The sequence below is a fragment of the Anaerococcus prevotii DSM 20548 genome, assembly GCF_000024105.1.
Lineage (GTDB): Bacteria > Bacillota > Clostridia > Tissierellales > Peptoniphilaceae > Anaerococcus > Anaerococcus prevotii.
Genome location: NC_013171.1, coordinates 1,165,732 through 1,188,980 on the forward strand (window position 1 = coordinate 1,165,732; position 23,249 = coordinate 1,188,980).

Annotated in this window: 20 protein-coding genes; all 20 read right to left on the minus strand. The window is 35.8% G+C overall.

Annotation, left to right across the window (positions count from 1 at the left end; translation table 11 throughout):
* Positions 1 to 119: 119 nt before the first annotated feature.
* Positions 120 to 335, minus strand: coding sequence for a hypothetical protein (locus APRE_RS05550; RefSeq protein WP_015778018.1), 216 nt, complete (start codon positions 333 to 335; stop codon positions 120 to 122).
* Positions 332 to 610: a hypothetical protein gene (locus tag APRE_RS05555; RefSeq protein WP_015778019.1), complete on the minus strand. Its 279-nt coding sequence runs from the start codon at positions 608 to 610 to the stop codon at positions 332 to 334. Before APRE_RS05555 ends, APRE_RS05550 begins: the two co-directional genes overlap by 4 nt.
* A gap of 90 nt (positions 611 to 700) precedes the next feature.
* The gene (locus APRE_RS05560; protein ID WP_015778020.1) at positions 701 to 2,674 is read right to left on the minus strand and encodes an FtsX-like permease family protein; all 1,974 of its coding nucleotides are present in this window, start codon (positions 2,672 to 2,674) and stop codon (positions 701 to 703) included.
* Complete coding sequence (locus APRE_RS05565; RefSeq protein ID WP_015778021.1) at positions 2,674 to 3,429, minus strand: ABC transporter ATP-binding protein; 756 nt, start codon at positions 3,427 to 3,429, stop codon at positions 2,674 to 2,676. The genes APRE_RS05560 and APRE_RS05565 overlap by 1 nt, the downstream gene beginning before the upstream one ends.
* Positions 3,430 to 3,512: 83 nt before the next feature.
* A complete protein-coding gene (locus APRE_RS05570; RefSeq protein WP_015778022.1) occupies positions 3,513 to 4,424 on the minus strand; it encodes a sensor histidine kinase in 912 nt (303 codons plus the stop codon).
* Positions 4,417 to 5,097, minus strand: a complete 681-nt coding sequence (locus tag APRE_RS05575) for a response regulator transcription factor (protein ID WP_015778023.1) — start codon at positions 5,095 to 5,097, stop codon at positions 4,417 to 4,419. Before APRE_RS05575 ends, APRE_RS05570 begins: the two co-directional genes overlap by 8 nt.
* 459 nt (positions 5,098 to 5,556) lie before the next feature.
* Positions 5,557 to 5,988, minus strand: a complete 432-nt coding sequence (locus APRE_RS05580) for a GNAT family N-acetyltransferase (RefSeq protein ID WP_015778024.1) — start codon at positions 5,986 to 5,988, stop codon at positions 5,557 to 5,559.
* Positions 5,989 to 6,006: 18 nt separating this feature from the next.
* Positions 6,007 to 7,347, minus strand: a complete 1,341-nt coding sequence (locus tag APRE_RS05585; RefSeq protein WP_015778025.1) for a radical SAM/SPASM domain-containing protein — start codon at positions 7,345 to 7,347, stop codon at positions 6,007 to 6,009.
* A 15-nt stretch (positions 7,348 to 7,362) separates the two neighbouring features.
* Positions 7,363 to 7,941, minus strand: a complete 579-nt coding sequence (locus APRE_RS05590) for a TetR/AcrR family transcriptional regulator (protein WP_015778026.1) — start codon at positions 7,939 to 7,941, stop codon at positions 7,363 to 7,365.
* Positions 7,942 to 8,147: 206 nt separating this feature from the next.
* A complete protein-coding gene (locus tag APRE_RS05595) occupies positions 8,148 to 8,627 on the minus strand; it encodes a hotdog domain-containing protein (protein ID WP_015778027.1) in 480 nt (159 codons plus the stop codon).
* A gap of 78 nt (positions 8,628 to 8,705) precedes the next feature.
* On the minus strand, positions 8,706 to 8,969 hold the full coding sequence (locus tag APRE_RS05600) for a hypothetical protein (protein ID WP_015778028.1): 264 nt from the start codon (positions 8,967 to 8,969) through the stop codon (positions 8,706 to 8,708).
* A gap of 49 nt (positions 8,970 to 9,018) precedes the next feature.
* Complete coding sequence (locus tag APRE_RS05605; RefSeq protein WP_015778029.1) at positions 9,019 to 10,086, minus strand: enoyl-CoA hydratase/isomerase family protein; 1,068 nt, start codon at positions 10,084 to 10,086, stop codon at positions 9,019 to 9,021.
* A 190-nt stretch (positions 10,087 to 10,276) separates the two neighbouring features.
* Entirely contained in the window at positions 10,277 to 11,629 is a 1,353-nt protein-coding gene (locus tag APRE_RS05610; protein WP_015778030.1) for a citrate/2-methylcitrate synthase, read from the minus strand.
* Positions 11,622 to 12,629, minus strand: a complete 1,008-nt coding sequence (locus APRE_RS05615) for an isocitrate/isopropylmalate dehydrogenase family protein (RefSeq protein ID WP_041449706.1) — start codon at positions 12,627 to 12,629, stop codon at positions 11,622 to 11,624. Before APRE_RS05615 ends, APRE_RS05610 begins: the two co-directional genes overlap by 8 nt.
* 4 nt (positions 12,630 to 12,633) lie before the next feature.
* Positions 12,634 to 14,562, minus strand: coding sequence for an aconitate hydratase (locus APRE_RS05620; protein ID WP_015778032.1), 1,929 nt, complete (start codon positions 14,560 to 14,562; stop codon positions 12,634 to 12,636).
* A 148-nt stretch (positions 14,563 to 14,710) separates the two neighbouring features.
* Entirely contained in the window at positions 14,711 to 15,391 is a 681-nt protein-coding gene (locus tag APRE_RS05625; protein ID WP_015778033.1) for a phosphoribosylaminoimidazolesuccinocarboxamide synthase, read from the minus strand.
* Positions 15,392 to 15,401: 10 nt separating this feature from the next.
* Positions 15,402 to 16,421, minus strand: coding sequence for a phosphoribosylformylglycinamidine cyclo-ligase (purM, locus tag APRE_RS05630; protein ID WP_015778034.1), 1,020 nt, complete (start codon positions 16,419 to 16,421; stop codon positions 15,402 to 15,404).
* Positions 16,421 to 16,897: a 5-(carboxyamino)imidazole ribonucleotide mutase gene (purE, locus tag APRE_RS05635; protein WP_015778035.1), complete on the minus strand. Its 477-nt coding sequence runs from the start codon at positions 16,895 to 16,897 to the stop codon at positions 16,421 to 16,423. Before purE ends, purM begins: the two co-directional genes overlap by 1 nt.
* Positions 16,898 to 16,905: 8 nt before the next feature.
* Positions 16,906 to 18,357 carry an IMP dehydrogenase gene (guaB, locus tag APRE_RS05640; protein WP_015778036.1) on the minus strand — a complete coding sequence of 484 codons (1,452 nt, stop codon included), beginning with the start codon at positions 18,355 to 18,357 and terminating at the stop codon, positions 16,906 to 16,908.
* Positions 18,354 to 23,249, minus strand: a complete 4,896-nt coding sequence (locus APRE_RS05645; protein WP_015778037.1) for a phosphoribosylformylglycinamidine synthase — start codon at positions 23,247 to 23,249, stop codon at positions 18,354 to 18,356. Before APRE_RS05645 ends, guaB begins: the two co-directional genes overlap by 4 nt.

A 23,249-nucleotide genomic window follows, 5' to 3' on the forward strand; every position in this document is an offset into this window, starting at 1 on the left:
TAAATTCTTTATTTCATTCTATCATATAGAAATCATAATGTCATTATTATTTAATTTTTAACAAAAACGTTTGCCTAGTTTAACAAAATTAAGGTGGATTAAAATCAATAATCCACCTTTTAAGATAAAATATAAATTGCCAAAATCTCCATAGCTATAAAGATAAGAAAATAAATCTTACCCACTCTTATAGCATAATTCTCATCCTTAAGTCCCTTCTTATAGTCTTTCTCAAAACCATTGATTAAATCATAGGACTTTTTAAAGTAAATCTTATAGCCAAAGAACAGAAAAACAAGGCCAGTAAGAGCTAACATAAGAGCAAAAACTTTCATTTAATCTCCTTCCAATATCTATAAATCACAAGACCATTAATTAAGATAAGCAGGACAGCAAAGCCTAGACAAACTTTTGCCATAGTTGGGACTACATCCATTGCATAGGTCAAATCTTCTTTGGATATTTTTTCTGCATCAAAACAATATGATACGACAATCGCCATAAGACCAATTCCCATGCTTCTAAATGAATATATAATTCTTTGATCGTTATCCCTAATTAGGGCAAAAATCCCATCTACTAGGGATAATATCATAAGTAATATCTGCATAAAACCTCTTAAAATATCTCAACATTTCCTTTATCTAATTATAACATAAGATTAAAAAAGCCGCCAGGACCATCTCCTAAGCGGCTACTTTTACCTACTTACTATCCTGTAGTAGGCTCTGTTTGTTATTTTAAATATCATATAATATATTACTACAAAGACTCCTATCATGATGAAGAAGTATTTTCCGTATTGCATAAAGGTCATCACTCCAAAAAGTGCTAGAAGCTGGTAGACTATTTTGGAAGCTACTAGAGAATTAATTATAGCAAAGACCAGAGGAGCTGCAAATAGATAGCTTATCTGAGAAGCAGACGTCTTTTTGATTAGCTTATCTTCTAGACCAATCTTTTTCATAATCTCATACTTCTTTCTATCTTCAAAGCCTTCTTTTATTTGCTTGTAATAACTTATCAAAATAGTTGAAATGAGAAAGATTATGGCGATTATTGTTCCCAGGAATACGAACCCTCCGTAAAGCTCATAGGCATCTTCCAGATACTTATCTGCGTATTCGATATTTATATCCTTATCCTTAGAATATTCTTCTAGGTTTTTCCTATAAATATTCTTATCTATACTAGTGACGTCCCAGTTTGCTGAAAGAGAAATAATTGAGTCCTTATAGCTTGACGTCTCCCTATCAAATATCTTAAATTCGCTAGATAGAAATTTAATAGTATCAAAATCTTTTACAACTATGCCATAAGTCTCGATAGCGACATTAGAAGGGATAAAGTTATCGATAATCTTAACCTTATAAGTCCTATCTGCAATTTCAATTTTATCTTTATCCAACATAAATTTCTGATTAGCTGTAAGGAGTATCTCATCATCAGCTAACTTATATTCTTTACCGACTCTCTTATTGTAGCCATCTAGGTCACAAGCCACTAGAAAATATGGTTTATGTTTACCATCTCCCATAAAGGTCTCAAACTTATCTCCGTCTACTTGGATACCGGTAAATAGTCCATAGGATATGAAGTCATTGGTGATTTTTCCACCCTTAGCTGTAGTGGCCTGAACAATACTTCTAAGTTTTTCTTTTTCTTCTTCTAGATTGTCTTTATCAATCTCTACTGGACTATCCAGATTGTACTCTCTTGGAACAACATTTGTAGCTGAATACTCTATTCGATCGTATATAGATAATGATGCGGATAGGGCTATGATTACGCCAACGCTCATTATAGAAATACTAGCAAGGGATATAGCATTTGACTTAATTCTATACAAAAGTCCAGATACAGCTAGGAATCTTTCCTTCTTGTAGTAGGACTTCTTTTCTTTCTGTCTTTTTAGATAAATTACAGAAAATGACATAAACAGAATATATGTCGCAAGCATTACTATAAGACTTGCAAGGAAGAAATATCCAAGACTTTTTAGGATACCTTGTGTCGTAATAGCTATGTAATAGCCTGATAAAAGCAAGACAAAACCTAAAACCATCAAAATATATCTTGATTTAGGCTCTCCCTCCCCACTTTTTTGATCAGCTAAAAGCTCTACAGGAGTAGAATTATATATTTTTAGACTCGTTGCAAATAAACTTGTTAAAAGAGCTAGGAGAAGAAGAAGAATAGTTTCTGTCATCGCTTTTAACGAGAAAGGATAATCCATCAAGCCTCCCGCAACATCTTTCATTAGTTTATTTAAGGCAAGGAAGGATAGCTTACCAAATATATATCCTCCTATAAGACCAATCACTCCTATTATGACAAAAGCAATCAATAACTCTAAGAAAATAATTTTTCTTATATGTCTTTTCTCAAGTCCTAGAATTCCATAAAGAGCAAATTCCTTATTTCTCCTCTTGTTTAGGAAATTTGTACTATATAATAAAAAGATAAAAGTTAGTAGACCTATTATAACAATTCCTATATTAATAACAGTCGGAAGAGAGGCATGTCTTTCTCTTACATAAGTGTTAGCAGAAAGACTTGCCATAATATTAAATACCATAAGCATTATCCCAGATGATAGGATAAAGGGAAGATAGACTAGTCTGTGTGCCCTGAGGTTTTTTAGGGCAAATTTGTGGGCGATTTTCTTATTCATTATAAATCACCCCTTGATAGCATGATTTGTGACTTGTTGATCCTTTCCATAAAGTCGCTACGCTCTTCTCCTTCTCCCTTGTAGATTTCATGAAATACGACTCCATCCTTGATGAAAAGAACTCTTTTCGCGAAAGAAGCTGCATTTAAGGAGTGGGTTACCATAAGGACAGTTTGACCCATTTCATTTACCCTAGTAAATAAATCCAGGATCATATTTGAAGAGTTTGAATCAAGGGATCCCGTTGGCTCATCAGCTAAAAGTAGGGCAGGCCTTGTAATTAAGGCCCTAGCTATGGCTACCCTTTGCTTTTGCCCACCTGAAATTTGGTAAGGGTATTTATCTAGAATTTCTTCTATAGCAAGTTTTTCCTTAATCTCATCTAGTCTTTTATTCATAAGCTCTTCCTTCTCATCTGATAGGACAAGAGGCAAGTAGATATTATCCCTATTTGTAAATTGGTCTAAGAGATTGAAGTCTTGGAAGACAAAGCCCAGCTCTTTTCTTCTAAAAGATGCAAGCTCACTATCCTTAAGCTTTGTCATATCTTTGCCCTTTAGACTAATATTTCCAAAAGATGGCCTATCGAGGGTAGCTATAATATTTAAAAGAGTAGTCTTACCTGCTCCCGACTCTCCCATTATAGAAATGAACTCGCCTTCTTCTACCGATAAGTTCACATCTCTTAGGGCCTCAGTCTTTATGTTCTTACTTTCATAAATGCGTTTAATATTTTTTAATTCTAATATTGGCATATTCGTCTCCTTTTCTATACTTATATTATAGAATATATAAATATTTCTAGCATTTATCTAATATTACAAGATGACTCTTAAACTTACAATTTTGTAAGATTGGCTGGGAAAATTATAAAAAATTCACTTCCTTGACCTAACTTAGACTTAACTTCTACCCTAAGCTTCAAAATCTTAGAAATCTCCCTCACCAAAAATAGGCCCAGTCCACTTGATTTGTGATTGACTCTGCCATTAAATCCCGAATATCCCCTATCAAATATTTTGACCAAGTCTTCATCTCTGATACCTATTCCTGTATCCATGATTGAAAGAGTGCTTTTCTCCTTATCAAAGAAAATTCTAATCTTTCCATCCTCAGTGTATTTTAAGGCATTGGATATGATTTGTTCAATCATTATGGAAAGAAGCTTAGAATCTGTGAGAACTTCAACCTCGGTATCTCTATAATCGAGAGATATTTTCTTGTTAATAAAAATCAAGGAATATTTTTTAAGAAGGGTCTTGATAAGCCTATCTAAATCAACCTTTTCTATATCCATATCTGTTGCCCTATCTGTAAGCTTGATATAGTTAATCGCCATATTTGTATATTCTTCAATATAAAACATTTCTTCTTTTAGCTTTTTAGTATCAGGATCAGACTTTTTGTTTAAGATTAAGTTGGCAACAGTAATTGGAGTTTTGATCTGATGGGTCCATAGGAGAAAATACTCTTCCAAGTCTTTCTTCTCCTTGATATAGGCACTTCTTAATCTCTTATTCTCATCCAATAAGTTTTCGTATTTTTCCTTAAAAGATTCTTCTTTTCTAAATTTTGAATATTGAATAGATAAATATATTATGAAGAAAAATCCTAAAATTTCAAATCCCAAGAGGAATTTGTCTAAAGGAAATTCCGATAGAATGAATATAGCAAAGAAGCTAAGGGCAAATAAAAAAAACAATCCGATTATGTGGTTTTGACTTTTTAGAAAATCCTTTAATTTACTCATTACTTGCCTCTAGGAAATATCCCATTCCCTTTTTAGTTTTTATGAAATTATCCTTGCCAATTTGTCTTAGCTTTTTCCTTAATCTTGTGATATTTACAGCGAGAGTATTATCGTCTATGAAGTTCTCGTCTTGCCAGCATTTTTCTATGATATCTTCCCTCATCACTATGTCTCCCTTAGATTCAAATAAACTTTCAAGAATCATAAGCTCAGTCCTTGTCAAAATAGTAGTCTCTTCCCCAAAGGAAATACTCGCCTTGGAAAGATCGAGATAGACATTATCGAATTCTAAAATATTTGAATCTATCTTATAATCATAAGCTCTCCTAAGGACTGCTTGAATCTTTGCCCTAGTTACTGCTATGTCAATTGGTTTTGTAATATAATCATCCGCTCCAAAATTCATAGCTTGGATTATATCCATAGACTCTGTGTGAGAGGATATAAAAATAATAGGGACTTTTGATTTCTTCCTAATCTCTTGGGTCCAGTAAAATCCATTAAAAAAAGGAAGAGAAATATCCATAAGGATTAGATCAGGCTTTAAATCTTCTACTTCCTCTACCACCTTGGAGAAGTCCCTTATTTCATAGGTCTCATAAGCCCATGCCCTAAGCTCTTCTGATAAAAGCCTTGCTATATTTCTATCATCCTCAACTATTAGTATCTTCATTAAGATTCCATCCTTCCTCAAGGAAAATAGCAATATCAATCTTGTACCATTTTCCTTTAAGCTCAATCTTTCCTATATTAGTTATAGTTTATATTAATGGAGGGATTTTTACAAGATTTAATGGATTAGGCGTGAATAATTGTTGGTTGATTTAAGAAATACGAATAAATTTGTACGAACACATGAAATAATTATCTACAGAATCTGCGATTAAAAATAAGTATAGAAATATTAAAAATGTCTGGAAAGGAATAAAATTCTTGTATATAATCTATAATAGGCAGGTAGCTAAGTATATTATGAAAACATATGAACAAAAGTCCCTAAATCATAAAAAATCTTTTAGAAATTCCTTAATAAGTGAAAAGATTAATTTATGGTTTGCTCATGAGATTTTTATATATATTTTGCAAATACTCATAAGCTTTTTAGGGACAATTGTTCATTTTGATTTAATCTCTAGTCTAAATTGAGGATATACATTTCGTTTTCTTTTTTTATAAATCCGAGAGATTCAAAAAGCTTTTGACTTTGAATGTTGAAACTATAGATTTCAGCTTTAAGAAACTTTCTTCCTTCTTTCTTTGCTATATCAATTAATATCTCTAAGGCACGTCTTCCTATTTTCTTATTTTGGTACTCCTTTGCTACAACAATCGCAAGCTCATTATTATCTAATAAAGTTATATCACCAACTATAGATTGACCAAACATTATATAAAAGCACTTACCATTTTTACATAGATACCTATACATTCTGATAAGTCTATCCAAATCATAAGTGTAGTCTATATTATCAACATGCTTACATAGTGTAGGGTCCTGATACCAAGACAAAGTCGTATCAAAATCATCATAATAATTTATTAAATGAATCTCTTTATTATCCAAATATTTTTTTCTCCTTATTTATCTCTTAAGACTTTCTTCCCAAAGCTTATCGGCTGTTGGTTTCCAATTACTTGCGTAATCTTCGCACTTATCACAAAGATCATCCACTTCTTCTTTTTCTAGAATATCTGTTGATTTGGCTTGGCTTTTCTTGACCATATTTCTGAGAAGTTGTGGATTTTCTAACATTGGACATGGTCTTAACATATTTTCGTTAAATGGTTGACCATCGTGATAAGCCATAAATAATGGAGCTTGTAAGCTTTCTAGTAGGCTCTTTTCTCTAATATTTGAGTCAGAATAGTGGATAAATACACAAGGCTCAACGTCTCCATTGGCATTTATATGCAGATAATTCCTACCACCTGCAATACATCCACCAATGTATTCGGCATCATTTTGGAAATCTAGGAAAAACAGTGGCTTAGTCTTCCTAAATTTCCTTAATTCATGATAGACATGTTCTCTTTGATTTGGTTTTGGAAGAAGCTCTTTGCCTGTACCCTTTCCAACAGGCATAAAGTGGAAATACCAAGCAAATAAGGCTCCCCTATCGATCATATCATCTACGAACTCTTCGCTTATAATTGATTCATAATTCATAGATGTGTAGCAGCAAGATATACCAAATGGAAGTCCATTTTCCTTTAGTTTATCCATAGCTTCTAGGACCTTACTATAAGTACCGTCTCCTCTTCTAGCATCTGTCGTAAACTCAGATCCTTCAACAGAAATAGCAGGAACGATATTTTTTAGTCTTAGCATTTCATCGACAAAGTCATCATCAATCAAGGTAGAGTTAGTGAATATTAAAAATTCACAATCGTTGTGTTTTTCAGCAATCTTTAAAACATCTTTCTTTCTAACTAAAGGCTCGCCACCTGTGTATATGTAAAAATAAATACCCATATCCTTACCTTGTCTAATGATGTCATCTATTTCATCATAGCTAAGGTTAAGGCTCTTACCATATTCTGCAGCCCAGCAGCCAGTACATTTCAAATTACAAGCTGTAGTTGGATCAAGTAGGATTGTCCAAGGGACATTGCAATTGTATTTTTCTCTTGTTTCTCTCTTAAGATCTTCACTAAACAAAACACCATTGAGCATGAAGTTTGTAATTGTCTTATCAAAAACGTCCTCATCGATAGTATCTAACATGTTTATAATGTATTTATAAAAAACATTATCAGGATCATTTATAACTTCCTCAATCCTATCAATTTGTGAAGAATAGGCATCTGGGGAAATCTTTCTAGCAAGGCTCACTGCCTTTGGCAAATTCTTCTCTGGATCTTTATGAATATAAGATAAAGTTTTTCCTACTGCATAAGTTGTAAATTTCTCATTCAAATTCATATTTTCTCCTCCATATTATCTCCGTATATTTTCTAACCTCTTATAAGATTTATTCAATAAATCTACTAGTTCATCTTCCTTAGTTGGGTCAGCATCATATAGCTTAACTGCTAGAAGTATCGGTGAGTAAAATATTGTCGCTAGGACCTTTACGTCATAATCTTCCTTGATTCCCAGATTTCTAATAAACTCCTCATGTTTGGCAATTGGGTTTTCAATAAACTTCTCCACATAAAACTGCATGGCATGGGGATTTTTATACATCTCTATTGAAATCATTTTCCTAATTCGTGAAACATAATTATCATGAAGTAGATACTCAAATATATCGATAGAAAGTCTAGGAATATCAAGCCTATTTGACTGGCCCTTATTAACTACATATTTATCGATCCCTTCTAGACGTTGGTCCACCTTACATATAGCTGTAGCCAAGAGGCTATCATAAATATCCTTCTTTGACTTAAAGTGCTTGTATATCGATGGTGCCTTGATACCAACTGCACAAGCAATTTTCTCTAAACTTACATCAGAATATCCATCTTCGGAAAATAAATCTAAAGATTTATCTAAAATTTTTTCTCTAGTGTTCACATAATCCTCCAAGGCTAATAGTCATTAGCCTTATATATATTATAAGCTAATACTCATTAGCTGTCAATACAATATCTTTTTAACTTAAAAAAGAGCTAGCAGTACTCATCATTTTCTCTGAAATATCTTAAAAATATTTCAATATAAGATAAATAACTAACAAGCTCTTTAAACTATTAATAAATCTCTTTATTAAATATTAATCCTTACATATTATCCTTTACAGCTACGGCAACCATCTTTGCCACAGCTCTCAATTCTTCTTTGGCGTACATTTTCATATCCACTATCACTTTCCTATCACCTATCTCTAGTGGCTCTGCTATTATTCTTACAGTCTCAGCCATAGGTGTTGGTTTTTTGAAGTTTATTTCAAGTCTTGCTGTGATAAATCTTCCTATTACTGTATCTTCAGTAAGGTCAAGGCCCTTATCCCTGTGTTTGAAGTAGGCAGCGGAAGCTGTTCCGTGGCAGTCAAATAGCATGGCTATCATTCCTCCAAATAGGTTTTGTGGGACTCCGCCTGTGTATTTATCATCTGGGACGATTTCTGCTATACAAGATTTCCCATCTTCACTTGGGTAGGATTTTAGGTGAAGTCCAGATTCGTTATCTGATCCACATCCCCAGCAGTGTTTGAATCTTTCTCCGTAGGTGTCTTGAATTGCTATTTTTTTCTTAGTCATTTATTCCTTCTTCCTTATGCAAATGTTTTCTTCTATAATAAATAAAACCAGCTCCCAGCCTTAGCTAGAAGCTAGTACTTACATTAAGCTATATCCTATCAGCATCACTAGTGGAAATGATAAAATCAGTAAGACATTTAATAAGGCAACTGTTATTGTCTTTTCCTTGATAGCAAATAATAAGCCAACTATACCAAGTATTGGGCAAACTATTAGAGTTCCAATTCCTACAGGTCTTAAGTTCGTATAGGCTTCTAAGATATCAACAGGTAGGATCAAAGATATACCAAAGGCCAAAAGACCTATTATGAAAAATATCATACTTATCTTTCTCTTATTCATATTCCCCTCCTCTATTAATAAATTTATACCCAATTTAAGCTAGAGCTAATTATTTACTAAGCCTTTCTTCATAAGTCTTATCTATGCCCAAAAGCTCTTTAACCTTTGCCATATCTACTTCATCAAGACTCCTAATTGGCCACTTTGCTGAGTCTTCTTTATCGATCATGGTCACTCTTATTCCTTCTTCCATTGAACCGATTTCTACTGAATATTTTAAAATTTCATAATCTAAATCTATTGTTTCAGCATAAGTTAAGTCCTTGCAGAGGAAATATTTCTCAAATTGTAGGCTTAACATAAAAAGAAATCTCTCATTTTGGTTGGCAAGAGTTTTTTTAGCAAAGTCATCTTTTGTATTTGCCTTGAGTTTCTTATAGATTTCCTTATAGGAATCGAGGGAGAAGTATTCTTCAATCTTTCCTAAATCATCTTCTATTTTTGAAGTATTTTCCTTATTTTCATATTCTCTTAAAACTTTCCTAAACTCATCTAATAACCTATCTCCTTCATACTGAACAGATAAATTAAAGAGTTTATTTATAATTTCTTCATACTTAGATGATTTAATATAGAAATCTGCTAGGTCATATTTAATAAGGTCACTTACCCCAAGACTTGATCCTGTCAAGGCAAGGTATTGGCCTAGGGCTTGTGGTAGCTTTGAAATCTCTTTACATACTCCAACATCTGGTACAAAGCCAAGTCTTGTCTCTGGCATGGCCCAGTTTGTCGTTTCATCAGCAATTTTTATGTCGGAGTTTATAGTAAGGCCAATTCCCCCTCCCATGGTTATCCCAAACCAGTGGCTGATTATCGGTTTTTCATATCTTTCGATGTACTTATCAAGCTCAAACTCTGTCCTAAAGAATTTATCCTTATCTTCCTCATCGTCATTTGTTAGATAATCCTCATAGACTTCCTTAAGGTCTCCTCCAGCACAAAATCCCTTCTCTGCCAAAGAATCAAATAGGACTGCCCTAATTCTTCCGTCATCCTTCCATTTTTCTAATATGTCATAAATCTCATATATCATATCAAGATTTAAAGCATTGATCTTCTCTCCCCTATCAAGATAGATAATACCTATATTATTTTTAACTATTTCTCTTATCATTTACCCTCCTATAACTTATAAATTTATTATTAAAATATTTACTTTAAATTAGGGATAATCCTCACTATTTATTTTTTATTCACCTTATAATTTTACCCAAAAGGAAAAAATTCAAGCAAGCCAAGCACTTACCTGAATTCTAATTTTCTATATTAAGTTTATTAAGTTTCTTAAGAACATATAGGATGCTTTACTTTCTTTCTCTTAGGGGAAGATAGTCCCTCCTGTCATTTAGAGACTTGTAAGCAGGTCTGATTATCTTCTCATCTTGAATTTGCTCTAACCTATGGGCAGACCAGCCAACTGTTCTTGCTATAGCAAACATAGGAAGGTAGAGCTCTTCAGGAATTTTTAGCATATCGTAGACAAAGCCCGAGTAAAGGTCTACATTGGCGCAAGGTGGATATGGCCTGTTTTGCCTTTGACTTATCAAGTCTTTTCCTATTTTTTCTACATTTTCTATAAAGTGAAAATCCTCTTCCCTTCCCTTGATTATAGAAAGTTCCCTGGCCTTTTTCTTAAGAAGAATTGCCCTAGGATCTGATAAGGTGTAGACGGCATGACCTAGACCGTATATTAAACCCTTCTTATCAAAGGCTTTTTTATCCAAAATCTTTTCTAGATAGGCTTTGATCTTAGATCTATCATCTAAATCATCCACGTTTTCTCTAATATCTTTAAGCATCTTACTTACTTTGAGATTCGCTCCACCATGCTTGGGACCCTTAAGGGATGCAAGACCTGCTGCTATAGCAGAATATGTATCTGTCCCCGATGAAGAGACTACATGGGTTGCAAAGGCAGAGTTATTTCCTCCCCCGTGTTCTGCGTGAATTATTAGCATTAGGTCTAGGATTTCAGCCTCAACTTTCTCGTAGGCTTGGTCATTTCTCAGCATTTGAAGGATGTTTTCTGCGATTGTCAGCCTATCATCTGGATTGTGGATTATCAGAGACTTCTTATCAAAATTGTGGATTTTGACCTGGTAGGAGTAGACTGCAAGGATTGGTATCTTGGAAATTAAAGATAAGGATTGACTTAGAACATTTAGGGCATCTGTCCCATCTGGATTTTTGTCGTAGGTATAAAGGGCGAGCATAGACCTCATCATCTTATTCATTATATCAGACCCTGGAACTTTTAGGATTATGTCCTCAAAAAAACCATCCGCCAGAGCTCTTTCTTCGACTAGGATACTCTTAAAGGATTTAAGCTCATCTTCATTGGCTAGTTTGCTAAAGAGTAATAGGTAAATAATCTCCTCAAAACCTAATCTTTTATCCCTTTCTATGTCTTCAACAATTTCTGTAAGTGGGTAGCCCCTATAGTAGAGTTCACCTCGGCTAGGGATTTTCTTTCCATCTATGATTTTATAGCCTGATACATCACCCACCTGGGTTACTCCGACAAGGACTCCAGTCCCATTTTTATTTCGAAGACCTCTTTTTATATTATAATTTTCATAGACTTCTTTTTTGATTTTATTATTTCTTTCAATCTCTTTGGCATAGAACTTTAGTTTTTCTTCTTGTTTCTTATCCATTATTATCACCCAAGAAAGAAATCATTGTATCTGTAATGCCATAAGTTGAATTTGTCCCGCCGAGGTCCCTAGTATAGTTTTTCTTATCCTTCAAAGTTTCATAGATTGCCCCTCTAAGAACTTTAGCCTTATCTTTTTCTCCTATATCATCGAGTAGCAAGCAGAAGCTTAAAAGAAGGGCTATAGGATTTGCGAGATTCTTCCCTGCTATATCTGGAGCAGAACCGTGAATAGATTCATAAATTGCAATGTCCTTACCCTTATTTACTCCAGGCATAAGTCCCAGTCCTCCAACAAGACCAGCCCCAAGATCTGATAGGATATCTCCATAGAGGTTTTCTGTAACTATTACATCAAATCTTTCTGGATTAATCACCATCTGCATGGCTGTATTATCTACTAGGAGCTCTTCGAATTCTATATCAGGATATTCTTTTGCAATCTCCCTTGCCACATCAAGGAAAAGCCCATCACTTAGCTTCATAATATTGGCCTTGCTTATAACGCTGACTTTTTCTCTCTTATTTGCCCTGACATATTCAAAGGCTGCCTTTATTATTCTCTCTGATTTTTCCCTAGTAATAATTTTAATCGAATGAGCCTCATTATCAGATACCATCTCTTCAACTCCAGCATATAGATCTTCAGTATTTTCCCTAAATATAACCATATCCACTCCATCAAACTTTAAATCGAGTGGACCTGGAGATTTGATGGGTCTGATATTTGCATATAGGTCAAATTTCTTTCTAAGCTCTACATTAATCGACCTAAATCCATGGCCAATGGGAGTTGTGATTGGTCCCTTGATGGCAATTTTATTTTTCTTAATAGAGTCAAATAAAGTCTGGGGAATGTAGACCCCCTCCTTCTCGAAGACAGAAAGACCTGCATTTATTTCTTCAAATTCTATATCAACTTTTAAACTACTTACTACTTTCTTTAGGGACTCTGTAATTTCTGGCCCTATCCCATCTCCCTTAATTAACGTTACATACATACTCCTATAATTCCAATCCTTTCGCATAATTTAGGTAGCCACCTTCTAGGAGGATTTCCTTCTCCCTTTCCGATAGGTCGGCTTTTAATCTAATCCTTATATCCTTTGTTAAATCCTCTAGGATAAACTCGCCTTTATCTATATCTTCTCTTATATTTGAAATTCTAATATCGTCATATTCATCTATCTTGCCATAGTCATTATGATCTACAAATTCTAGAGGAATTATAGCATTGTTTATTAGATTTGACCTATGTATCCTTGCAAAGGACTTGGCAACTACCGCCTTGATTCCTAGATATAAAGGAATGAGGGCAGCATGCTCCCTAGAAGAGCCTTGACCGTAGTTTTCTCCTGCTAGAATAATTCCTCCCCCATATTTCTCGCACCTTTCCTTAAAGTCGCTGATTTTGGTAGTGAAGGCAAAGTCTGATAGATAGGCTATGTTTGACCTAAATGGTAAGAGTTTGGCATTTGATGGGCAGATATCATCTGTGGTTATCCCATCACCTGCCTTGTAGATTACTTTCTTTTCTATATCCTTTAGCTTTTCTGCCTTTGGAAAGTCTTTGATATTTTTCCCCTTAATTGTTTCTTTTACCCTCTTCGACCTATCTTCGATTGGCTTTATAAAATAAGCTTGGCTTTGGTTGAAGCTTACATTTTTATCAAAGTCTGTCTCATATGATATTTCTCTTGGATCTGCTATATAGCCCATAACAGCACTTACAGCACAAGTTTCTGGACTTGCTAGATAAATTTGAGCATCCATAGTCCCAGACCTTCCCTTAAAGTTTCTATTAAAACTCCTTATGGAAATGGCTCCCGCCTTTGGAGCTTGTCCCATCCCTATACATGGTCCACATCCTGACTCTAATACTCTGGCTCCTGCCTTGATAAAGGTAGCAAGGGCCCCATTTTCTGAGATTTTCTCTAGAATAGTGGCTGATCCTGGAGAAATAACTAAGGAAACATCTGGATGAACTGTCCTATCCTTTAAGATTGAAGCAACTTTCATCAGATCTTCGTAGGATGAATTAGTGCAAGATCCTATAGCTACTTGATCAACCTTTATCTTTCCTAAATCAGAAACTTTCATATATTGGTCTGGATAGTGGGGTCTTGCGACAGCTGGTTCAATCTCACTTAAATCTATGTCGATGGTCTCATCATAGGAGGCGTCAGGGTCTGCTTCTAGCTTAATATAATCATCCTCCCTATTTTGTGACTTAAGATACATTCTAGTATTCTCATCTGTCGGGAAAATCGAAGTAGTAGCCCCAAGCTCTGCCCCCATATTACAAATAGTAGCCCTATCTGTAAGAGATAAGGACTTTACACCTTCCCCGCTATATTCCATAATATAACCAGTTCCTCCCTTAACACTTAGCCTTCCTAATATGTATAAGATTACATCCTTGGCATTTGCATATGACGGAAGGCTTCCTTTTAGATTTACCCTATATATCTTAGGCACTTTGACAAAGTAAAAGCCCCTGGCCATAGCTACTGCAACTTCAAGTCCTCCTGCCCCAATGGCAAGCTCACCAAGTCCTCCTCCAGTAGGAGTGTGTGAATCAGATCCTAGGAGGGTATCGCCTGGTTTGGCAAACTGTTCTAGATTTACCTGATGGCAAATTCCTCCTCCTGGCTTGGAGAAAGTAATACCATATTTATTAGCAGCAGATTTGATAAATTCGTGATCATCTGCATTCTCAAAGCCTTGTTGGAGGATGTTGTGATCTATGTAAGCAAGGGAGTTTCGTGTCTGTACGTTTTCTATATCCATAGCTTCTAGCTGAAGATAGGCCATAGTTCCTGTAGAATCCTGGGTTAGGGTCTGATCGATCCTAATTGCAATCTCTTGGCCAGGAATTAATTCTCCCTTGAGTAAGTGACTTTTGAGTATTTTCATAGCTAATGATAAGCCCATAATTTTCTCCTTTACGTTAAAGCATTATCGTATTATAGGTATTATTATACTTTCAATTTTATAAAATGAAATTATCTTAGTGATTTTTGGCAAAAGAAAACCCTAGCTAAAACTTCCTTTCTCAAAGCTTTAGCTAGAGTCTAATGAATTAACCTAACATTATTTTTTCAAGTTCGAGTGGCTCGATATATTTATCTCCCTTATAGGCCCTCATATTTCCCCCTGAGATTTCATCTATTAGGGCTACCTTGCCATCTTCAATCCTACCAAATTCAAATTTGATATCATAAAGATCGAGGTCCTTTTTTCCTAGCTCTTCTCTTACGATTTCACCTATATTTAAGGCTAAGTCCTTGAGCTCTTCGTATTCTTCTTCAGTCATTATTCCTAATAAAACTAGGGCATCCTTGGTGATTAGTGGATCTTCTCTTTCATCATCTTTTAGGGTGATTTCTACATAAGGATCGATCTTTGTTCCGCTTTCGATGTACTTGCCATATCTTCTTATGAAGGATCCAACTGCGTAATATCTTACTATTACTTCAACACCTTGTCCGAATACTTCTGCCTTTTTTACTATTGCTTCGTTCTTATCTAGGTCGGCTGAAATAAAGTGAGTTGTAAGGCCCTTATCATTTAATTTTTCATAGAAGAACTTGGTCATAGCAACGGCTTGGTGGCCTGCCCCTTCCATTGTAAGTCCCACACTGTTGGCACCTGGATCAAATACGCCGTCGTTACCTGTTACGTCGTCTTTGAATTTTAATAGATATTCTTCTTCATTTAATTTGTAAACGTCTTTTGTCTTTCCTGTGTATACTTTCTCCATTTTAATCTCCTTATAAATTAATTTTGATATCCTTATTACCGCTTCTTACTTTACCAATTACTTGAGCCTTGCCTTCTAGGAGGTCTAGGGCCAAATCTTTGTCATTCTCGTCTACAAATACTACCATTCCTACTCCCATATTGAAGGTATGATACATTTCATCCGTATCTATGTTGCCCCATTCTTGAATCTTAGTAAAGATTGGATCGAGATTGAGCCTACTTAGGTCGAAGTCTACTCCCAACTCATCTCCTAAAACTCTAGGGACATTTTCATAAAAACCTCCTCCTGTTATATGGGCGATTGCTTTTAGATCAATATTTTCTTGTAAGGATTTGATTTCTTTAGCATAGATTTTGGTAGGTCTTAGGAGTTTTTCTCCAATACTTTCTTCTTCACTAAATCTATCATCTAGTGAGACTCCTCCTTGTTCCATGCTGGCCCTTACTAGAGAAAAGCCGTTGCTGTGAACTCCTGATGAGTAAAGTCCTATGGCTATATCTCCTTCTTTTAGACTTTTCCCATCAATTAACTTATCCCTATCACAAATTCCTACAGCAAAGCCTGCCAGGTCATAATCATCTTCCTTATAGATACCTGGCATCTCGGCAGTCTCTCCACCTATTAGACTTGCTGAAGCTTCTTTACATCCTCTTGCAACTCCTTCGACAAGCTTTGCCATTTTTTCTGGATTAAGCTTACCAGTCGCTATATAATCTAGGAAAAATAGGGGCCTTCCTCCCTGGCAGAGGATGTCATTGACACACATGGCTACACAATCAATCCCTACTGTATCGTGCTTATCCATCTCCATAGCAAGTTTAATCTTTGTCCCAACCCCATCTGTTCCGCTTAGGAAAACTGGATTATCAATTCCTGTAAGATCTGGGGCAAAGGCCCCAGCAAAGCCTCCTATATCTGTTAGGACTTCTTTACTATGTGTTTCTTTTACGATTTTTTTGATTAATTCAACTTCCTTATAGCCTTTTTCCTTATCGACTCCGCTATCCTTATAAGTTAGTTTTGCCATTATATTTCACCGAGATTTTTATCATCTGCTAGAACTTTTTCAAGCATTTCTTTCTTGTAAGCCTTTAGTCTAGAGGCTAGCTCTTCATCCTTTAGAGCGAGAATTTGTATAGCAAGGAGGGCTGCGTTATTGCCACCATTTATGGCAACTGTAGCTACTGGAACTCCCTTTGGCATTTGTACCATTGATAGTAAGGCGTCAAGACCTGCTGTGTTACTTCCACCAACTGGAACTCCTATAACAGGTTTTATTGTCATTCCTGCCATAACTCCTGCAAGGTGAGCTGCCATGCCGGCAATTCCTATATAGACACTACAGTCATCTTTTTTTATTGTCTCTTCCAGAAGATCTAGTGCACGATGAGCAGAAATTACAGATACTTGGTAATCAATATCGAAGTCTTTTAAGATTGATGTTACTTTTTTGGCGATTTCTACATCTGAGGCTGAACCCATTATTATTCTTACGTCTGTCATAATTCCTCCTAGTTTTTAGAATAGTTTGGTGATTCTCTAGTTATTGTGATATTGTGTGGGTGGTTTTCTATAAGGGAAGCTGGAGTTATCTTTATAAATTGAGCCTTTTCATAAAGTTCAGCTAAGTCCTTGCTTCCAACATATCCCATTCCTGATTTTAGTCCGCCCAAGAGCTGATAGACTACCTCTCCAACAGGACCCTTGTAGGCGACTCTTCCCTCAACTCCTTCAGGAACGTACTTTTTGGTATTGGTTTGGAAATATCTATCTCCAGATCCATCCTTCATAGCAGCAAGTGAACCCATGCCACGATATTCCTTGTATTGTCTTCCCTCGAAAAGAATTGTATCTCCAGGAGATTCCTCTGTACCAGCAAAGAGGGAACCTGCCATTATTACATCTGCCCCACATGCTAAAGCCTTGGTTATATCTCCTGAATACTTGATACCACCATCTGCTATTACAGGAATGTCGTATTTCTTAGCTTCCTCTACACAATCGATGATTGCGGTAATTTGTGGAACCCCTATACCAGTTACCACCCTGGTCGTACATATAGATCCTGGTCCAATACCTACTTTCACACAGTCTACGCCAGCTTCTATCAAATCACGAGTTGCATGAGCAGTTGCGACATTTCCTGCTATGAGGTCTAGGTCGGGATATTTTTCTTTGATATTTCTTATAGCAGTAAGGACGTTTTGAGAATGACCATGGGCAGTATCAAGGGTTATGACGTCAACGTTGGCAGCTACTAAGGCATCTACCCTATCCATCATGTCGTTTGTAATACCAACAGCTGCTCCAACTACTAGTCTGTTATTAGCGTCCCTTGCAGACTGAGGATATTGCTTGGACTTTTCAATGTCTTTTATTGTGATAAGGCCCTTAAGCTTGTAGTCTTCATCAACTATAGGAAGTTTTTCTATCTTGCTTTCTTCCATAAGTCCTATAGCTTCCTTCATCTTGATTCCCTCGTAACCTACAACTAAGTTTTCCTTAGTCATTATGGAATCAATCACAAGATTTGGATCTTCGACAAATCTTACGTCTCTATTGGTTAGAATTCCCTTAAGATACATATCCTTATCCACTATAGGAACTCCTGATATCTTATAGTTTTTCATTATATCTAAGGCATCTTGGAGTAGATTATCTGGATGAAGGTAGAAGGGATCTGTTATTACCCCGTGCTCTGATCTTTTTACAACATCAACTTGCCTAGCTTGTTCATTTATCGGCATATTTTTGTGGATGATTCCTATCCCACCTTGTCTGGCCATGGCTATAGCCATTTGAGATTCTGTTACAGTATCCATACCTGCAGACATTATTGGTATGTTTAGCTTAATCTTTTTTGTAAGCTTGGTGGTCGTATCTACCTCGTTTGGTAGGACTTCCGAAGGTCCTGGTACAAGTAGAACGTCATCAAAGGTTAATCCATCTCCTAAAAATTTCATTTCTCTTCCTTTCTAAAATAATTTACAGCATTTTCAAACAACAATTCTCTTTCTACTTCATAAACATTCTTGAACAAATCATCATCAACTCTTTCAGCATGGGCCATCCTACCTAGGATTTTTCCATCTTTGGATAAGATTCCTTCTATATTATAGTTAGACCCATTAGGAGAAGTTTCATAGACTGAAAATATTTGATCATTGTCTAGAAGCTCTTCTAGTTTTTCTTTATTTACAATAAATCTTCCTTCGCCGTGGGAGATTGGAACTCTGTAGATCTTATCTAGGTCAATTCCCACTGTCCATGGGCTGTTATTAGTCAAGCATCTAGTATTAACAAAACTTGCTATGTGGCGTGATGACCTATTAAATGTTAAAGTTGGGTCAGTTTCTTCCTGGATTTTAACCCTGCCGTATGGCAAGAGTCCAGTCTTAACTAGAGCTTGGAAGCCATTACAGATTCCTATTATCAAACCATCATTTTCATTTAATAGATAATCTATTGCCTTGGAAATTTTCTCATTTCTTATAATATTAGCCAAGAACTTAGCCGAACCATCTGGCTCATCTCCTAATGAGAAACCTCCAGGAATCATAAAGATTTGAGATTCTTTTATAAGCTCTGCTAGTTTGTCTATAGATTCTTTTATCTCGCTTTCATTTTGGTTTCTAAAAACTAAAATCTCTGTATCTGCCCCTGCCTTCCTAAAGGCCTTCTCGCTATCTAGCTCACAGTTTGTTCCAGGAGCAGCAAGGATTGTAACCTTTGGCTTTGAAACATGATTTTTAGATTTTAATCTCCTAGTAAGCTTGCTAGGACTTAGCTTTTCATGGGAAGTATTTTCATATCCTTGGAATATTTCATCTAAACCATGGAGGTAAGAATCTTCAAGCTTTTCCTTATCAAGCTTTACTCCATTTACGATGATATCTTCGCTAAAGATTCCAATATTTTCTATAAAGTCACGATCATCTTTATATTCAACTAGGAAAGATCCAAACATAGGATTGTAGAGATTATCGTAATCTATTGTAAAACCAGTATTTCCTATACTTTGCTCATACAAATCTGTCAGAAGTCCCTTCCTACTTAGAGAAATTGCAGATATTAGATTTCCTTCTCTTATATCCTTGTTAAGATTTTGGAAATTCTCCTTTAATTCTTCTAGATTTAGGCTTCCGTCTTTCTTATAGGAAGTTCTTATAAGACCGATTCTTCCACATCCCTTAAAGTCATTGGTAATAATATTTTCTATATCTTCGGTAGTTACTGCAAAAGATATTAGGCTTGGTGGAACCTTTAGATCTTCGAAACTACCACTCATAGAATCCTTCCCGCCTATAGGAGGTGTTTCAAAGAAGCTTGATACTTCAAAGGCTCCTAGTAAGGATTTAAGTGGCTTAGACCAGGCCTTATCACTATCCATTGACTCGTAGAATTCTTGGAAGGATAATCTTATTTTTTCTAGGTCTGATCCTACAGCTACAAGCCTTCCTATAGACTCTACAACTGCATAGTATCCTCCAAGATACTGACTTTCTGATGAAAGTTTTGGGTCAAAACCATAGGTCATAAGAGATACTGTCTTTGATACGCCTCTATCAACTGGAATCCTTGCTGCCATAACTTGGGCTGGGTTTAAGAGTTTCCTTCCTCCAAGAGGACTTAGGACAGTATTTCTTCCTATGGATGAATCAAACATCTCTATAAGATTTCTCTTACTTAGTCTATCTAGGTCTTTTATCTTTTCGTAGAATTTGTTTGGATCATCATCTTTTTCTTTTAAAAGATCTGGCTTATCTTCGCTTATGTAGGAGACTTTGGCAAATCTTTCAGCTCCGTCGGTGTTTATAAAGTCATAAGAAAGTTTGGCAACCGTATCGTCTCCGTAGTAAAGGGTCATAGTATTATTGTCTGTAACCCTCGCAACTAAAGTAGCCTCTAGGTTTTCTTCCTTGGCATAGGTCATAAATTCATCAAGATCTTTCTTATCAATTACCACAGCCATCCTCTCTTGAGATTCTGATATGGCAATCTCAAAAGGCTTTAGCCCCTCGTACTTTAAGGGAACCTTATCTAGGTATATATCAATTCCATCTGCTAGCTCTCCGATGGCAACTGATACTCCACCAGCACCGAAGTCATTACATTTTTTGATAAGACTTGCTACTTCGCCTCTTCTAAAGAGTCTTTGGATCTTTCTTTCTTCTGGAGCATTACCCTTTTGGACTTGAGCAGATTCTGTTTGGATGGAAGTTATCTTGTGAGATTTTGATGAGCCTGTAGCTCCCCCTATACCATCTCTTCCAGTTCTTCCACCAAGAAGAATAACTAAATCACCAGGGACTGGGTCAAGTCTTTTTACGTTTTCAGCCGGTGCTGCTGCTATTACTGCTCCACACTCCATCCTCTTTGCTGTATAACCTTCATGGTAGAATTCATCTACAAGACCTGTTGCAAGTCCAATTTGATTGCCGTAAGAAGAATATCCCAAAGCCGCTTCCTTGGTAATCTTTGCTTGTGAGAGTTTTCCCTCTAGGGTATCCTCGTAAGCTTCCTTTATATTTCCAGCTCCACTTAGTCTCATAGCTTGGTAGACATAGCTTCTTCCAGAAAGTGGATCTCTTATAGCTCCCCCAAGACAAGTAGATGCTCCACCAAATGGCTCTATTTCTGTCGGGTGGTTGTGGGTTTCGTTTTTAAACATTAGTAGATAATCTTCTAAGCTTTCCTTACCATCCTTTAGGACCCTTACCTTGGTGAAGACAGAGCAAGCATTGATCTCCTTACTAATTTCTAAATCATCGAAATTATCATTAGCTCTCATGTATTTAGAAAGAATCGTTCCAAAACTCATGAGATTAATCGGTTTTTTAATACCTAGCTCATCTCTCATTTTTAGGTATTTGTTGAAGGATTCCTTAACAGCTTCATCCAGAAGAGTCTTTGCCTCGATATTTATATCTAAATAAGTGTTAAAGGTCGTATGCCTACAGTGATCTGACCAATAAGTGTCTAGGATTTTAATTTCAGTCTCGTTTGGATCTCGATTTTCACTAATGAAATATTCGCGAACCATCCTTAAGTCATCTAGACTCATAGCCAAGGAGTATTCTTCTATGAAATCCCTTAATTTATCATCATCAAAATCCCTAAAGCCGTCATAGCTTATATTTTCTAGATTTTTCTCATGACTTAACTTAAGGCTTGTAGGAATCCCTAAGAGATTAACCCTATGAGAATCTACTGGATTTATAATAAATTCTTCTATCTTTACAAGGTCCTCTGGGCTTACTCCACTAATTTCATAAACTGTAGCAGCCCTTACTAAAAGATTTGGATCATCTATTACAAGGGAAGCTGTATCTATAAGACCCTGCTCTCTTTGGTTGAATTGACCTGGTAGGTACTCACTTACTATAGTATTTTTAAAGTTTTTCTGAAGATTAAGCGCATCATCAAAGGCGTAAGCTGAATCTACCGGAGCTTCGGCAAGGACTGTGTAGAGAAGCTTTTCTATATTTTCATCTTTTGTTTCTAGGTCATATCTTTTGTAAATCTTAATAGATTCAAGATTAATTCCTAGAGAATTTTGAATTTTTTCCCTTAAATTTTTGGATTCAAAGTCGTAAGCATCCTTTTTCTTAACATAAACTCTCTTAACTGATGGGCCAATGTCCTTCCTGTAATACTTACCATCAAAGTGGATTTTCTCGCTGTCCTCATAGGCTCTTGCAATAGCATCATCAAAGCTATCACTTACTGAAAGGATATTTAGGACCCTTCCTCCAGCTGTTAGGATTTTTCCTTCTTCTTTCCTTGTGCCAGCATGGATTATCTTTGACTTTATTCCCTCATCAAATCTTATCTCCTTTGAGACTTCATATGATAAAGGATATCCTTCTGATGCTAGGACCAAGCATACTGCTTTCTTGTCATTAATTTCTAGTTTAACTTGGTCTAGCTTTTTAGAAGAAGTTTTCATAAGTAGGTCTAATATATCATTATCTATAAGCTCTAATACGACTTGAGTTTCAGGATCTCCGAATCTTACATTGAACTCCAGAACATAAATTCCTGATTCGTTTATCATAAAGCCTATAAAGAGGACTCCTCTGTAGTCGATGTTTTCTTTATTGAAACCCTCTAGGATTTTAGGAAGGATATCTTCACTTATCTTTTCCTTAAAGGCTTCTGCCTCGACATTGGGAGCATATGTTCCCATGCCTCCAGTGTTTGGGCCAATTTCTCTATCATAGATTTTCTTGTGGTCCTTGGCTGTTGGGAGAGGAATTATGGTGGAAGAATCTGTTAGGGCAAGGAGGCTCATCTCAAATCCATCTATAAATTCTTCAATAATTAAGAATTTATCCATGGCAAGGATTTCGGTAGCTTTCTCCCTAAACTCGCTTATCTTATCTATGATATAAACTCCCTTACCTCCTGCAAGGCCGTCTCTTTTTAGGACAAGTTTTCCTTTTTCTTTTATTAATTTTTCTCCGTAAGTTAGGATTTCTTCTTTATCTTCGCTTCTCAGATAGGCTGATGTCTTTATTTTATATTTTTCTAGGAAATTTTTGCAATAAGACTTGCTTGATTCAAACTTAGAAGCCTTCTTATTAACTCCAAAAACTCTTAAATCATTTTCTTGGAATCTGTCTACTAGGCCCATACATAGGGGATCTTCTGGGCCCACTATTGTGTAATCAATTTCTTCTTCCTTGGCAAATTCTACAAGTTTTTCGATATCAGTAGCTTTTATGTCTATATTTTCGCCAATTTCACTGGTACCAGCGTTTCCTGGAGCAAAATAAAGCTTTCTATCAGAAGACTTAATTTTCTCTCCCAGGGCATGTTCTCTTCCACCAGATCCTACAATTAAAATTTTCAT

Excerpts from the sequence above, each read along its gene's own strand:
- purM (WP_015778034.1), bottom strand. The coding sequence starts at position 16,421 with ATGGCAAAACTAACTTATAAGGATAGCGGAGTCGATAAGGAAAAAGGC.
- purE (WP_015778035.1), bottom strand. The coding sequence starts at position 16,897 with ATGACAGACGTAAGAATAATAATGGGTTCAGCCTCAGATGTAGAAATC.
- APRE_RS05550 (WP_015778018.1), bottom strand. The coding sequence starts at position 335 with ATGAAAGTTTTTGCTCTTATGTTAGCTCTTACTGGCCTTGTTTTTCTG.
- APRE_RS05620 (WP_015778032.1), bottom strand. The coding sequence starts at position 14,562 with ATGGGCTTATCATTAGCTATGAAAATACTCAAAAGTCACTTACTCAAG.
- APRE_RS05625 (WP_015778033.1), bottom strand. The coding sequence starts at position 15,391 with ATGGAGAAAGTATACACAGGAAAGACAAAAGACGTTTACAAATTAAAT.
- guaB (WP_015778036.1), bottom strand. The coding sequence starts at position 18,357 with ATGAAATTTTTAGGAGATGGATTAACCTTTGATGACGTTCTACTTGTA.
- APRE_RS05645 (WP_015778037.1), bottom strand. The coding sequence starts at position 23,249 with ATGAAAATTTTAATTGTAGGATCTGGTGGAAGAGAACATGCCCTGGGA.
- APRE_RS05560 (WP_015778020.1), bottom strand. The coding sequence starts at position 2,674 with ATGAATAAGAAAATCGCCCACAAATTTGCCCTAAAAAACCTCAGGGCA.
- APRE_RS05565 (WP_015778021.1), bottom strand. The coding sequence starts at position 3,429 with ATGCCAATATTAGAATTAAAAAATATTAAACGCATTTATGAAAGTAAG.
- APRE_RS05595 (WP_015778027.1), bottom strand. The coding sequence starts at position 8,627 with ATGACTAAGAAAAAAATAGCAATTCAAGACACCTACGGAGAAAGATTC.
- APRE_RS05600 (WP_015778028.1), bottom strand. The coding sequence starts at position 8,969 with ATGAATAAGAGAAAGATAAGTATGATATTTTTCATAATAGGTCTTTTG.
- APRE_RS05575 (WP_015778023.1), bottom strand. The coding sequence starts at position 5,097 with ATGAAGATACTAATAGTTGAGGATGATAGAAATATAGCAAGGCTTTTA.
- APRE_RS05585 (WP_015778025.1), bottom strand. The coding sequence starts at position 7,347 with ATGAATTTGAATGAGAAATTTACAACTTATGCAGTAGGAAAAACTTTA.
- APRE_RS05570 (WP_015778022.1), bottom strand. The coding sequence starts at position 4,424 with ATGAGTAAATTAAAGGATTTTCTAAAAAGTCAAAACCACATAATCGGA.
- APRE_RS05615 (WP_041449706.1), bottom strand. The coding sequence starts at position 12,629 with ATGTATGTAACGTTAATTAAGGGAGATGGGATAGGGCCAGAAATTACA.
- APRE_RS05610 (WP_015778030.1), bottom strand. The coding sequence starts at position 11,629 with ATGGATAAGAAACAAGAAGAAAAACTAAAGTTCTATGCCAAAGAGATT.
- APRE_RS05555 (WP_015778019.1), bottom strand. The coding sequence starts at position 610 with ATGCAGATATTACTTATGATATTATCCCTAGTAGATGGGATTTTTGCC.
- APRE_RS05605 (WP_015778029.1), bottom strand. The coding sequence starts at position 10,086 with ATGATAAGAGAAATAGTTAAAAATAATATAGGTATTATCTATCTTGAT.